General features: G+C 60.2%; 10 protein-coding genes. 6 read left to right on the top strand and 4 right to left on the bottom strand.

What is annotated here, in order from left to right; translation table 11 throughout:
- Positions 1–35: 35 nt before the first annotated feature.
- Entirely contained in the window at positions 36–1,295 is a 1,260-nt protein-coding gene (urtA, locus tag JQ567_RS26045; protein ID WP_212441461.1) for an urea ABC transporter substrate-binding protein, read from the bottom strand.
- A gap of 198 nt (positions 1,296–1,493) precedes the next feature.
- On the opposite strand from urtA, the gene JQ567_RS26050 reads away from it, so the two are divergent.
- The 4 genes from JQ567_RS26050 (at position 1,494) to JQ567_RS26065 (ending at position 7,018) form a co-directional block, all read left to right on the top strand.
- Positions 1,494–4,865 carry an ATP-binding protein gene (locus JQ567_RS26050; RefSeq protein ID WP_212441462.1) on the top strand — a complete coding sequence of 1,124 codons (3,372 nt, stop codon included), beginning with the start codon at positions 1,494–1,496 and terminating at the stop codon, positions 4,863–4,865.
- On the top strand, positions 4,855–5,778 hold the full coding sequence (locus JQ567_RS26055; protein WP_212441463.1) for a response regulator transcription factor: 924 nt from the start codon (positions 4,855–4,857) through the stop codon (positions 5,776–5,778). Before JQ567_RS26050 ends, JQ567_RS26055 begins: the two co-directional genes overlap by 11 nt.
- A gap of 482 nt (positions 5,779–6,260) precedes the next feature.
- Entirely contained in the window at positions 6,261–6,755 is a 495-nt protein-coding gene (locus JQ567_RS26060; protein WP_312017466.1) for a hypothetical protein, read from the top strand.
- Positions 6,752–7,018 carry an HGGxSTG domain-containing protein gene (locus JQ567_RS26065; protein WP_212441465.1) on the top strand — a complete coding sequence of 89 codons (267 nt, stop codon included), beginning with the start codon at positions 6,752–6,754 and terminating at the stop codon, positions 7,016–7,018. The genes JQ567_RS26060 and JQ567_RS26065 overlap by 4 nt, the downstream gene beginning before the upstream one ends.
- Positions 7,019–7,228: 210 nt before the next feature.
- Here the strand turns inward: JQ567_RS26065 and JQ567_RS26070 are convergent, their stop codons facing one another.
- Positions 7,229–8,770 (bottom strand): CYTH and CHAD domain-containing protein, encoded by a 1,542-nt coding sequence (locus tag JQ567_RS26070; protein WP_212441466.1) that lies wholly within the window; start codon positions 8,768–8,770, stop codon positions 7,229–7,231.
- A 576-nt stretch (positions 8,771–9,346) separates the two neighbouring features.
- Between JQ567_RS26070 and JQ567_RS26075 the strand changes: the two genes are divergently transcribed.
- Positions 9,347–9,532 (top strand): hypothetical protein, encoded by a 186-nt coding sequence (locus JQ567_RS26075; RefSeq protein WP_212441467.1) that lies wholly within the window; start codon positions 9,347–9,349, stop codon positions 9,530–9,532.
- A 428-nt stretch (positions 9,533–9,960) separates the two neighbouring features.
- Here the strand turns inward: JQ567_RS26075 and JQ567_RS26080 are convergent, their stop codons facing one another.
- Positions 9,961–10,653, bottom strand: coding sequence for a Crp/Fnr family transcriptional regulator (locus JQ567_RS26080; RefSeq protein ID WP_212441468.1), 693 nt, complete (start codon positions 10,651–10,653; stop codon positions 9,961–9,963).
- A 707-nt stretch (positions 10,654–11,360) separates the two neighbouring features.
- On the opposite strand from JQ567_RS26080, the gene JQ567_RS26085 reads away from it, so the two are divergent.
- Positions 11,361–11,624 carry a hypothetical protein gene (locus JQ567_RS26085; RefSeq protein WP_212441469.1) on the top strand — a complete coding sequence of 88 codons (264 nt, stop codon included), beginning with the start codon at positions 11,361–11,363 and terminating at the stop codon, positions 11,622–11,624.
- A 392-nt stretch (positions 11,625–12,016) separates the two neighbouring features.
- Here JQ567_RS26085 and JQ567_RS26090 read toward each other — a convergent pair whose 3' ends face one another.
- Complete coding sequence (locus JQ567_RS26090) at positions 12,017–13,177, bottom strand: AI-2E family transporter (protein WP_212441470.1); 1,161 nt, start codon at positions 13,175–13,177, stop codon at positions 12,017–12,019.
- Between the last annotated feature and the right edge of the window lie 310 nt (positions 13,178–13,487).

Here is a 13,487-nt window from a genome sequence, read left to right on the forward strand (position 1 = left end):
ACTCTGGGGGAATCGCGGGAGTTGTCCGCGAGCCTTTATTGATAGCCCTTGGGGAACGGATCCGGCTGGATCAGGTCGGCGGTCTCGAACACCATGTCGAACTGTCCGTCCAGCTTGGCCTTGCCGACGCGGGTCTTCGACCACAGATGATGGTTTTCGTGGATCCGGACATAGCCTTCCGGCGCCCCCTTGAACTCGATGCCGGGCGAAGCGGCCGCGACCTTGTCGACGTCGAAGGAACCGGCCTTCTCGACGGTCGCTTTCCACAGCCACGGGCCGAGATAAGCGGCCTGCGTCACGTCGCCGATCACAGTCTTGTCGCCCCACATCTTCTTGAACGCGGCAACGAACTTCTCGTTGTTCTCGTTCTTCAGCGACTGGAAGTACTTCATGCAGGCGTAGGCGCCGGCAATGTTCTCGCCGCCGATGCCGTCGATCTCGTCCTCGGTCACCGAGATGGTCAGAAGGGTCTGCTTCGCCAGGTCAATGCCGGCAGCCTTGAGCTGCTTGTAGAACGCGACGTTCGAACCGCCGACGACGTCGGTAAAGATCACGTCGGGCTTGGTCAGCTTCAGCTTGTTGATGACAGAGTTGAACTGGGTATGGCCAAGCGGGAAGTATTCCTCGCCGACGACCTTCAGCTTCAGGAAATTCTCGATGTGCTTGCGCGCGATCTTGTTCGAGGTGCGCGGCCAGATGTAGTCGGAGCCGATGAAGTAGAACGATTTGGCGTTCTTCTCCTTGGTGATCCAATCGATGCCGGCGAGAATTTGCTGGGTCGCTTCCTGCCCGGTGTAGATCACGTTCTTGGACTGCTCGAGCCCTTCATAGAAGGTCGGGTAATAGAGCATGCCGTTGTACTGCTCCATCACCGGCAGCACCGCCTTGCGCGACGCCGAGGTCCAGCAGCCCATGATCGAGGCCACCTTGTCGTTGACCAGCAACTTCTTGGCCTTCTCCGCGAAAGTCGGCCAGTCGCTGGCGCCGTCTTCCTGGATGACCTTGATCTTGCGGCCAAGCACACCGCCCATGGCGTTGATCTGCTCGATCGCGAGCTTCTCGGCCTGGATCGAACCGGTTTCGGAAATCGCCATCGTACCGGTGGCGGAATGCAGGATGCCGACCGTCACTTCGGTGTCGGTCACGGCCAATCCCGTGGTGTTGACCGCCGAAGTCGGCGGCCCGGCGCCGAAAGCCAGGCGCGGCAGCAGCGCCATCGCCGGCAAGGCTGCCGCCCCCATCAGCAGTTTACGTCGCAGCGGAGACTGCAGGCCCCGTTTGATTTCGTCTGACATGAGCACCCCATTTGGTTCGAGAACGCGCTTATTGGTGAGGCAAGGATGCTTAGTTTTGTGCACTGCACAGATACGCAAGATTGCGTATACTGCACCGCAAAATAGCGACGTAGGTTTTGGTACGGAGTTTGCGGTACGTAACTTGCAAACGATTGATGAGCCGCGAAGGCTCGGTCGTCAGCGGTCAGGAGCAACAAAGTGGCAGGGCGGCAGCGGATTGACCGCGTCAGGCGCCAATACAATCAATGGGTTGCCAACCAGACGCTGGAAGACTACGCGCTGCGCTTCACCGCCAAAAGCGCGCGGCGATGGTCCGCCGCCCGCGTTGCCAACACCGCGCTCGGCGCGATCTCGTTCCTGGCGCTGGAAGCAATCGGCGGCACCATTACGCTCAATTACGGTGCTACCAATGCGGTCGTCGCCATTCTGGTCGTCAGCGTCATCATCTTCCTCTGCGGACTGCCGATTGCCTATCACGCCGCCAAATGCGGCATCGACATCGACCTGCTGACCCGCGGGGCCGGTTTCGGTTATATCGGCTCGACCATCACGTCGCTGATCTACGCTTCCTTCACCTTCATCTTTTTCGCGCTCGAGGCGGTCATTCTCGCCAGCGCGCTGGAGATGTGCTTCGGCATCCCGCGACCCATCGGCTATCTCATCAGCGCGGTCGTCATCATTCCGCTGGTCACGTACGGCATCACTTTGATCAGCCGCTTCCAGCTGTGGACGCAGCCGATCTGGATCATCCTGCACATCCTCCCCTTTGTCGCGATCGCCTACGCCAACCCGCAGTCGTTTACGGAGTGGCGGAAATTCTCCGGCGAGCATGGCGACGCCGGCGGGAATCTCGATCTGCTGTTGTTCGGCACCGCCGCCTCGGTGGTGTTTTCGCTGGTGGCGCAGATCGGCGAACAAGTTGACTTCCTGCGGTTCCTGCCGCGCGACCGCCGCACCTCGCGGACGTCGTGGTGGATCGCGATGCTCAGCGCCGGCCCCGGCTGGATCATCTTCGGCGCGCTTAAACTGCTGCTGGGCTCGTTCCTCGCCTACTTCGCGCTCAGCCACGGCGTTTCCACCGAGCATGCGGCCGAGCCCGCGCACATGTATCTCGAGGCGTTCCGTTATGTGCTGTCGCAGCCCGATCTGGTGCTGGCGCTGACCGGCACCTTCGTCATTCTCTCGCAGATCAAGATCAACGTCACCAACGCCTATGCCGGCTCGATCGCCTGGTCGAATTTCTTCTCGCGGCTGACCCACAGCCATCCCGGCCGCGTGGTCTGGCTCGTCTTCAACGTGCTGGTGGCACTGCTGCTGATGGAAATCGGCGTCTACAAGGCGCTGGAGCAGACGCTGGCGCTTTATTCCAACGTCGCCATCGCCTGGGTTGGCGCGCTGGTCGCCGATCTCGTCGTCAACAAGCCGCTCGGCTTGCGTCCGCAGCACATCGAGTTCAAGCGCGCGCATCTCTACGACATCAACCCCGTCGGCGTCGGCGCGATGACAATCGCGACCATCGTTTCCATCAGTGCGTTCTACGGCCTGTTCGGCCCGACGCCGAAGGCACTGTCGGCTTTCGTCGCGCTCGCAGTCGCCTTTGTCACCGCGCCGCTGATCGCCTGGGCGACCGGCGGCAAGTACTACATCGCGCGCAAGCCGAAGCGGAGCTGGCAGAACCTCGAAGCCATCCAGTGCTGTATCTGCGAGCATTCGTTCGAACCCGAGGACATGGCCTCCTGCCCAGCCTATGCCGGCCCGATCTGCTCGCTGTGCTGTTCGCTGGACGCACGCTGCCACGATCTCTGCAAGCCGCATGCGCGGATTCAGGCGCAGATATCGGACACGCTGGGCAAGATGCTGCCTGAACCGATCTACGCGCGGATCAACTCCCAGGTTGGGCACTATCTCGGCGTGTTCGCGGTTTCCGCAGGGCTGGTCGGGTTGACGCTCGCGCTGATTTACCTGCAGACGTCGGCGACGATTCCGCTCGACGATCTCCAGCTATCCGATGTGCTCTGGAAGGTGTTCTTCGCACTCACGATCATCATCGGCGTGGTGGCCTGGCTGTTCGTGCTGGCGCAGCAAAGCCGCCGCGCGGCGGAAGCGGAAACCAGACGGCAGACCACGCTGCTGATCCAGGAGATCGATGCGCATAAACGCACCGACGCGGAGCTGCAGCGCGCCAAGGAAGTCGCCGAGTCCGCCAATCTGGCGAAGAGCCGCTACGTGGTCGGGTTGAGCCACGAGCTGCGCTCGCCGCTCAACGCCATCAGCGGCTACGCGCAGTTGCTGGAGCAGGATTCCAGCCTGCAGACAAAACCACGCGATCAGGTGCGCGTGGTCCGCCGCAGCGCCGATCATCTGTCGGGGCTGATCGACGGCATTCTGGACATCTCCAAGATCGAGGCCGGCCGGCTCTATCTGTCGCGCGATGAAGTCCGCCTCAGCGATTTCCTCGATCAGCTGGTCGGCATGTTCCGGCTGCAGGCGGCCGCCAAGGGCATCGACTTCGTGTTCAAGCGCCCGGCGGTGCTGCCCGTCGTGGTCTTTGCCGACGAGAAACGGTTGCGCCAGATCCTGATCAATCTGTTGTCGAACGCCATCAAGTTCACGCAGGCCGGCAGCGTGCAGTTCGTGGTGCATTACCGCAGCCCGGTGGCGGAATTCGAAGTGATCGACACCGGCCCCGGCATTCAGGCCGGCGATCTGGAGCGCATCTTCGCACCGTTCGAACGCGGCGCGCTCGGGGTTTCGCAGCCGCAGACCGGAACCGGTCTCGGCCTGACCATCAGCCGGTTGCTCGCCGGCGTCATGGGCGGCGACATCAAGGTGACCAGCACGGTCGGTACCGGCAGCAACTTCCGCATGAAAATCCTGCTGTCTGAGGTCACCAACCCGACGCAGATCGCACCCGTCGGGGCGCCGATCTTCGGCTATCACGGCCCGCGCAGGACGATCCTGATCACCGACGACGATCCGACCCATCGCGATCTGCTGCGCGAGGTGTTGACGCCGCTCGGCTTCATCCTGCTCAGCGCGCCCGACGGGCCCGCCTGCCTGGCGTTGGCCCAGCATTGCCGGCCCGATCTGTTTCTGCTGGATATCTCGATGGCCGGCATGGACGGCTGGACGGTGGCGGAGACGCTGCGCGCGACCGGACACCATCAGGCCCGCATCCTGATGGTATCGGCGAGTGCGCTGGAAGCACACGGCGCACCGCTGGCGCAGCCGTTTCACGACGGCTATCTGATGAAACCGATCGACATTCCCAAGTTGCTGGAAACCATTCGCCAACTGCTCAAACTCGAGTGGGACTACGAAGCCGATCAAATCATCGTTCCGCACTGGAAGCCCGAGACCGGTTCACGGCCGTCGGTACAGCATATCGAGGAACTGATCGGCCTCGGGCAACTGGGTTATATCCGCGCCATCCAGCTCAAACTCGATGAAATCGGCAACGATTGCCCTGAACATGCCGACTTCGTCACGCAAATGCGCGCCTTGATCGACCGCTTCGATCTCGATCAATACATGGCGACCCTGAAGACGTTGTACAGCTATGATCATTGATCCCAAAAAGCGCGACGTCGCCCTCGTCGTTGACGATTCCCCGGAGACGCTGCGGCTGCTCACCGACGCACTCGATGGTGCCGGCATGACCGTCATGGTCGCGCTCGACGGCGCCTCGGCGATGCGGATCGTCGACCAGATCACGCCTGATATCGTGCTGCTCGATGCCGTGATGCCCGGGATGGACGGCTTTGAAACCTGCAGACGGCTCAAGCGCGATGCGGGCCTGGTCAACGTTCCCATCATCTTCATGACGGGCCTTGCGGAAACCGAACACATCGTTCGCGGGCTCGAGGCCGGCGGTGTCGACTATGTGACAAAACCGATTGCGATCGAGGAGATGCTGGCGCGGATTCGGGTGCACCTCGCCAACGCCCGGCTGACGCAGAGCGCCCGCACCGCGCTCGACGTCTCCGGCCGCTATCTGCTGGCGGTCAGCGGGCAAGGCAAGATCCTGTGGGCGACGCCGCAGGCGCAGAAGCTATTGTCGGCAACGCTCAGCGCCAATGCCAACGACGAGCTCGTGCTGCCGGAGCCGGTGCCGCGATGGCTGGAGCAGGCGCAGGAAGGCAAGGCCGCCTCGAAGGCCGCGACGGCGCCTTTTCCCGGCAACGAGCAGCTCCGGCTGCACTATATGGGCAAGACCGGTCCCAGCGAATTCCTGTTGCGGCTCGCCAAGGACGCCAGCGCCGGTACGGCCGCCGAATTCTCCAGCGAGCTTGGGCTGACCACGCGCGAGGGCGAAGTGCTGTCCTGGCTCTCCAAGGGCAAGACCAACCGCGACATCGCACAGATCTTGGGCCTTTCGCCCCGCACGGTGGATAAGCATCTCGAGCAGATCTATTCGAAGCTTGGGGTGGAAAACCGCACCGCGGCGGCGGCGATCGCAGTCAAGGCAAGGGACCTGAAGTAGCGAACTGGAAGGCCCACAGACTTACCTGTTTTCGAATTTCTCGTGATGGGTGTTCAACAACGACCTGCCCGTTCCATGACCGCCCATTCCTACCGCTGGGCCAACGCTGCCCGCTCCCAACAAAAATATCGAAAACAACCCCATGCAAAGTAGCCGGTGACCGCCGGCATGGCTGCTTTGAGCTTCAAAAACACTTTGACACGTCGGGCAAATCAGTAGCAACGATCCATTGTCGCGCGATCTTTGAACACGCCCCTGCCCAGCGGCAGATTTTTCGGCACGATCGCGGGCAAAAACCCATTCAACAGTTGAAGTTGCACCGGCTCGCCGCGGCGCGATCGCCCGCGCGTTGCCGAACGCGCGCGCACCATGGCCGTGCCCGAGGAGATATCGACGTGAACACAGCTCCAGACCTCAACGACGCAACGGCAATGGCCGCAACCGGTCAAACCAAGGCTGCCGAGACCCCGCGGATAAAGCTCATGTCAAACGGATTCACCATCGACCATCCAGACGCGGAGCATGGCGAACAGCTGATGGCGGACGCATTGGGGGTTTCCGATCGCGATGCGATGGATGGGATCCTGCGACAATTGGTGCGAGCCAGCGTGAGCGGGCAGAAGCCTGACGCGGTCAACCTCTCCTTCATGATCTCAATGGTGAAAAGCATCAAGCCCAGGGATTCCGTCGAGGCCATGCTGGTGGCGCAGATGGTGTCCGTTCATGTCATGGCGATGCGATGTGTCCATCACCTCGCCAATGCGGACGACGTCGCCCGGCAAGACAGCGCAGCGCGCGCATTGGGCAGGCTGGCGCGCACCTTTCCGGCCCAGATGGAAGCGCTCAACCGCTATCGCAACAATGGCGAGCCTGCCATCACCGTGCAGAACGTGTCGGTCGGGGATGGCGGCAAGGCCATCGTCGGCAACGTCACGCAGCATGTCGGACGTGATCGTTCCGGACAAGGGCTGTCATGAGCGACCACGCCCGCTCTACCGGCCCGATGCTGGCGAGCCCGCGTTGTGGCGCAAAAATCGGCTCCGGCGGATCGTGCCGCTCGCCGGCGCTGCGCGGCAAAAGGCGCTGCCGCATGCACGGCGGTGCGCCCGAATCCGGCGCGCCAAGGAAAAACCAGAACGCGCGCAAGCACGGCCTCTTCACAAGCGTCGCAATCGCCGAGCGCAAGCAGATTCAGGCCTTGTTGGCTGACGCGCGGAAGTTGCTGCAGGAGATGAAGTGATGTGGCACGGCTGAACGTCGCAGGTCTCATAACGGTTCGGCTGCAGGTTCGAGTCCTGCCGGAGCCGAAGGCTGCCACGCCCTGCTCGGTCCGCGAGCTACGGCTCGGCAAGCCACGCTTCGCTCTGGCAACACCAGAACCGAACGTCCCGGCCACGTCAGCAATAGACCCGTTTCCGATATCGCAGCTTGCACAGCCCAATTGACGAACTTACCGGCCCCAGAATGTCGGCGTCACCTTGAACCGCCGCCATCTCTTGCGCAACGTTTTCGCCACCACCATCTGATCGCGGGCCTGCCAACCGGCCACCGCGCCGATGGCGAGATGAAGCGCAGGCTGCTCGTCCTGCCTGATGGCATCGAGCAGAATGCGGGTGGTTGCGATGTCGCGCGCGCGCCCCAGACCGGCCTGGAGCCTGGCGAGCCGTCGCGCATAGCGCTTCGCGGGCGCATGGGCGGCATAGAGCGGCAGGAAGAATTCCGCCGCGTAGCGCAACTTCTTGAGGTCGATTCTGAGATTGTGCTGCGCAGCGACGTTGAGCCGCCGGAAATGCGCGCCATGCTTCAGCGCCTTGCGATGCAACCGCGCCAGAATTTTATCGGCGAGCGTCGGCATCGGTTGCGACAGGACGGCCAGCGCTTCGCTGTCGATCTCGTTGCGCCAGCCGCGGCGTTCTACCAATTGCCCCAGCGAGAGCAGGAAACGGCTGCAACGGGCATCGGCGAGAACGATCTGCAAGGCGCCATAGCTCGCCTTGCGCTGCCGTTCGACCGCCTCGCGCAGGCCGCCGAGGTCGACATTCGGAGCCGCCGCAACCAGGCGAGAGACAGTCGTATCGGCGAAAACATCCCATTCCCGCGCCGGGCCGAGCTGTTGCATCAGCCACCCCGCTTCGCCGTTGACCGCCTGGAATGCCGGCGACGGAATATCGCGCCGGAACAGCGCACAGATCGTCCGCAGACGGCGCAAGGCGACGCGCATCTGATGAACGCCTTCGGGGTCCAATCCCTTCTCCGCCACCGCGTGATTTTTCAGAAGGTGATGCCAGCAGGACCCCACCAGGCCTGCGATGACGTCGTCGACCACGTGCTCCGCGGTAATGCTGAATAACTCGGCTTTCGACGCTAGCTGCACGACCTCAAACGCGAGCGCATAGCCGCGCTCCGCCTTGCTGCGGGTACCAAGTTGCAGCGGCGCAGCGTCGAGCAACTGCGTCCCGAGATCGAACAGGACGCTGGCATTGCCGCTCTTCAATTCGAGTTCGATTTCGGACAGGACTTCCTGGCGCGCACCGGCCTCGATCGTCCCCTCGTCGAATGCGATTTCAACCGACGCATCGGGCAGGTCGAGCTGTCGCGCGTGCCGACGAACCTTCGTCGTGAAAACCGGCACCAGTGCGTCGTTGGTCAGCGTCGTGATTGGATCGCCGACCTCGTCGGCGGGAAGCTGCTCCAGATCAGGGCTGATGCCGTCAACCGGCGCTTCCCACTGCCGCCGCATCAGAGGTTGCGCGCTGTTGGGCAAGAGCTTCAGTGTCTGGATGAAGTGCTTGCCGCTGCGTCGCACGCGCAGCGACATGCCATGTCGAAATAGCAGCCGCTCCGGCGTGTCGTAATACACCGTTTCCAGCCGGTGAAACGCGCCCCGGTTGCGCGCATGCTGCAAAATAACCGGCAGCTCGCGCAGTTTTTCGAGGGATCCTTGCGGCGCAAGCAGCTTAAGTTCGATTTCGGCGTGCTCATTCGGTCGCACGGCATTAGCGCTACCCGAATCGCTCCCGACTGGCTGCCGCGCGTTCAAGGATATCTCCATCGGGATGGGGTATGAAGGTTTTATGACAATGGCAAGGCGTGTCCTGGTAATCCAAGAGAATTAGTCGCGAATTGATGCAAAAGTCACCCGGTGAAGTTGTACATTGTCATAATGCTGCAAGCCAACGGCGAGGAACGCTTCACTACGGCAATGCCAGACAAAGAGAAGAAATCTCTTGTAGCTTTCGATCGGCCGCCTTTCGGTAGAGGCTCACCGGATTAATTGGGCTCAACGGAATGAAGGCTGTCCACGACAGAGGCCAACCCGCGCCGGGCTCAAGCGACACAGCAAATCGAAATTTTCGCCTATCTTGCATGAGCATCCGAGACGAGCGGGAGTAACGGAGTTCTTGTGGTTTCGCACCTGACCTTCTGCTCGCTTCAGTTGCTAGCGTAGCGCTATCCCAAGTTACTGAAATCGACGCTTTTTTTGAGAATTTCGGTGCACAAAGGACTAGCGCCCGCCTTCCCGCGAGAGTAATTTAATACCAACTCTTCCGAACCGGGGGAGGCTTCGATGCTTGCTGAGAAATTTTTTCTGTATCTTGAAACGATTATGAGCCACGCCGCCGACGGTGGTCCGGTCGTGGTAAGCAGCGCGCCACACATTCCGGTCAGTTGTGCCGCTCAGGAAACCGGTTTGAGCGGCCCTGGAGCTGGCCTGCCGCCCGGGCCTAATTCGTCTGATGAAAAAGTCCCATGACCAATGCCCGGATGGCGCACGGAAGTTGCTGCAAGAGCTGAAATGATTTGTTTTCGCAGGGGCGCAGCTAGCAATCCCGTCCAGCTTTGATGGGCAGGATCGTCTGGACCGGGAACAGGACGCTTCAGCCGCGCTTGGCAGCCGCGACGTAACCGGCGGTGACCTCGTCCTTGTGGGCGGCGAAGGCTGCCAGGACTTCGGCCTTCTCGCGCTTCGGGACCTTGGCGAAGTCCAGTGTCCGTCCAAGCTCGGCTGCGACCTCATCGAATTCTGCCGGGGTGATCCGAAGGTCCCGATGGGCCTCCTCAAGGCCGAGCGGCGTCGTGCCGGGCTTGGTGGCTGTGAACTGGCCGCGCTACTTCCGCTTTACCTCTGAAAGCCGACATCCATCCCAAGGCTCGGCATGTCTTAAATGTGCCACTAGCGGTCTAGACTTTGCTTGTTGAATCATTCCGCTCTATCTCGGGCTTTTCATGCAAAACAGCGTTCAGTAGCGAATTGTGAATCTCTATCTTTCCGTTGTAGCTGATGAGTCCAAGTTTGCGGAACTTGTTCATGAAGAAGCTCACGCGGGATCGGGTCGTTCCAATCATCTCTGCCAACGTTTCCTGGCTGATATCCAATAAAATTGGCTGAGGTATACCTTCCTTTCCGAAATTTGCGAGCAGCAGAAGAAGGCGCGCGAGTCGCTTCTCGCTTGAATTGAAAAGCTGGTCGATCAGGTCCTCTTCAACTCGGCTGTTCCGTGTCAAGAGATACGCGATGAACAGCTCGGAGAATTTCGGTTCGGTATGAAGGGTGGCAATCATCGCTTCCTTGGTTATGGAGGTAATCACACATTCTTCCATCGCCGTTGTGGTCGCGATGCGCAATGGATGGCCATTGAGGCATCCCTCACCGAAGAACTGGCCCGGTTCTAAAATCCCGACTACCGCTTCCTTACCTTGCTCGGATAGGACAGTGAGCTTGACCTTGCCTTTTTGAATGTAAAAAACCGTGTCCGCCACGTCTCCTTGCTCAAAGACGTGGCGATTTTTCTCTAATTCCAAGATCGTCTTGCCGGCCCCTACCTTGGCGAGAAAGGCTTTGGCATCGAACTCGTTATTGGCTGGCTTCCCCACAGGAGCCTCCTATGCTCCGATAAACGAGCGCGCCTCAAATTATAGCGGTTCTACGCCGTAATGAAGCAGCTACTTTAGATGATGAGGGGAATTGACCGGCTGGAGGGAGTCCCGCAAGGGAAACCGGGACTCCCTCGTGAGCCAGATGTCGGACTGGCGGTGTTCTATTTCAGAAACTGACCAATATTGACCAGCGGCTCCGGAACCCGGAAAGGTATGCTGCTGCATCACCGCCCCGTACAGGCTTTTACCGGTGACTGAGAGTGTCGCGCTCCCGCCTGATCCAAGGCGAGCATCATGCCATCCGTCCATCCCGATCCACTATTCAGCTGCGCAGAAATCGGTGTCCTGGCCTGCTCCAAGTGCCACAAGCCAATGAGGCTGTCTTTCATCGAGCCGTCAGCGCCCGGCTACGACATTCGCACTTTCGAATGCACAGCGTGCAACACAACTGAGAAGTTTTCGGTTGCGATCTAGCCCGTCGACGCGCCCGATGGCCCGTTTCTCGAGTCGTTCAGACCAAATGTCCGGTTCGGGTCATTCGCGTCGTTCTGACCCAGGACCGCCGGTCGACCCCGATTAACGGACATCGTCGGAGCCGAACCGCACATAGGGACAAAAAATAAAATCGGTTATCGCTGGAATCGCTGGAACATTCATCGCCTGCCTCGATTTGCTCGCTGTCCAATAACCAGGAGGTACACACCATGCCGAAAATTCTTTTAGCGACGGTCGCCATTCTCGCATTCGCGGGACCATCATTCGCGCAGCAGGACAAAACTACCGGTCAAGCGCCGCCATCAGGTGCTTCCTCGTTCTACCTGGCTCAAGATACCGCGACGATGAAATGTCAGGTTGTCAATGCCCAGCCCGCCGCTGGTGGAAACATGAAGGTTATCGGTATGGCACATCCGTCACAGGCCGAAGCGCAAACAGCTTTGGCGGCTGAGAAAACTTGCGCCAAGGAATGAAGTGAAGGCGCGAGTACAGAGGCGGGTCTATTGGTTCGACAAAACCACTGGCCCGCCCCGCCGCTTGCCCCAATAGCGCACAGTGTCTCGGCGAGTGTATCCCCGAATGACAAAGAGGCCGCCAACCGAGGCGTCGCCTGCATTCGACCTCAGCCGCGATAGTCCATGGCGCTCAATCCGTGGATGGCTTTCTCGCATAGTTTGCCGGCGTCCTGCTCGCCGCTCTCGGCCGCCTGCAAAATTCCTCAGGCGATGATTTCGCGATCCACTTCTAACTGGCGCAACTGTTTGCACGGGCCGGACCGACTAGTCCGCGCAGGTCCGCATGACGCAAGACGAGCCGTTACAAGCATCTCAGTTGCTGTGGGACGTACCAGCGAGACGCAATACCGCTATTCCCCCTCGAGGAAGTGCCCCAGAGCCTTTAGCGGTCGCAATCTATCAGAAATGATCTTCAGGATAGCCAGCATGGGAACGGCCAAGATCGCGCCAATCACGCCCCACATCCAGAACCAGAACACCAGCGCCAAGATGATCAACACCGGGTTCAGCGTGAAGCGCCGCGCAAGCAGCATGGGAGTCAGTGTTTCACCCTCGACGAGATGAATGCCAAGGTAGAGGGCCGGCGGCAGTAAGGCCCACCATAAGCTATCGAAACTCAGCATTCCGACCAGCACGAAGATGCAGACCCCGAAGAACGGCCCCAAAATTGGAATGAAGTTGAGCAGGAAGGCCGTGGTGCCCCACAACAAGGGGTCTCCAAGGCCGCAAAGATACATCGCAGCCGCCGTCGTGACACCCACGGCAGCATTCATGGCCGTGATCGTCACCAGATAGCCCGATATGTCCTCTTGGATCTGCTGAGAAATATCGACGGCTTGTCGCTTGTTGGTGAACGTCGGCAGAATTTCAACGATGCGTCGAAGAAAAATGTTGCCCGCTACCAAAAGAAAATAGAGCACTAAGACAGTCGTAAACAGGCCATCCAGCACTGAGCGCGTCCCTGCAAAAAGGGCGCCCGTCAGGCCAAGATCGCGGCGAACGGAAACGATCGAGCCCTGGCTGGGGGGAGCGTCTGCAACCTGCTCGGCCCGTTGGATAACCTTATGCAACGCTTGGATTGGCGCTTTTATAACCTCAAGGTGTGCCTCCAGGCGCGGTATGCCCTCGGGCAGCCGCTCAGCCCAAGTCGCAGCCGGTACTGACAAGGCTGCCACAAGACCTGCCAGCGCTCCAATAACCAGGAGAACAGTCAAGAGCGCTCCGACAGCGCGGGGCAGATGCACACGCCGTAAAAGGCGGACAGCAGGTTGAAGAAGGAGGTTCAACACGAAGGCGAGTACGACGGGAAGGATGATCGCGCTTGCCAGGTAGAGCACCGCAAAGACACCCAACGCGAACAAACCGCCGAGAAAGAATGTCTGCGGATTGGACGGCAGCGGCATCTCCGTCTCGTCGGCAGCTTCCGTCACCGCAGCCTGTGGCTCTGGCAGATGGTCGTCTGAGACCGGCGCAATAGGGGGGCGCTGTGGTGGCGGTGAGGCAACAATCATTGTCCTCCCTCCCGGACGCGAATGTCATCGTGCCAGGCAGGAATTATACAGCTTTGGTCGACCTCGGGCCAGAGGATGAAAGGGCTTGATGTTGGCTATGGCGAACTCTGTCACCGGCTTGACCTGCGCCAGGCGGGGCAGCATTCAACTGGCGTGGAAGGCGTTCTTGGGGGCGAGAGTTGTACCAATCGCAAGCGGATTGCTCTCAGTTATTACTGCCTTTGGCCAGCCATGATAAGATCAGGTCAAAATCATATCGGATGGTTTGTTCAGCGCAGCCCGAGGAATCCGGCAACAAAGATTATGACGA

It is taken from the genome of Bradyrhizobium sp. AUGA SZCCT0431 (genome assembly GCF_018131065.1).
Lineage (GTDB): Bacteria > Pseudomonadota > Alphaproteobacteria > Rhizobiales > Xanthobacteraceae > Bradyrhizobium.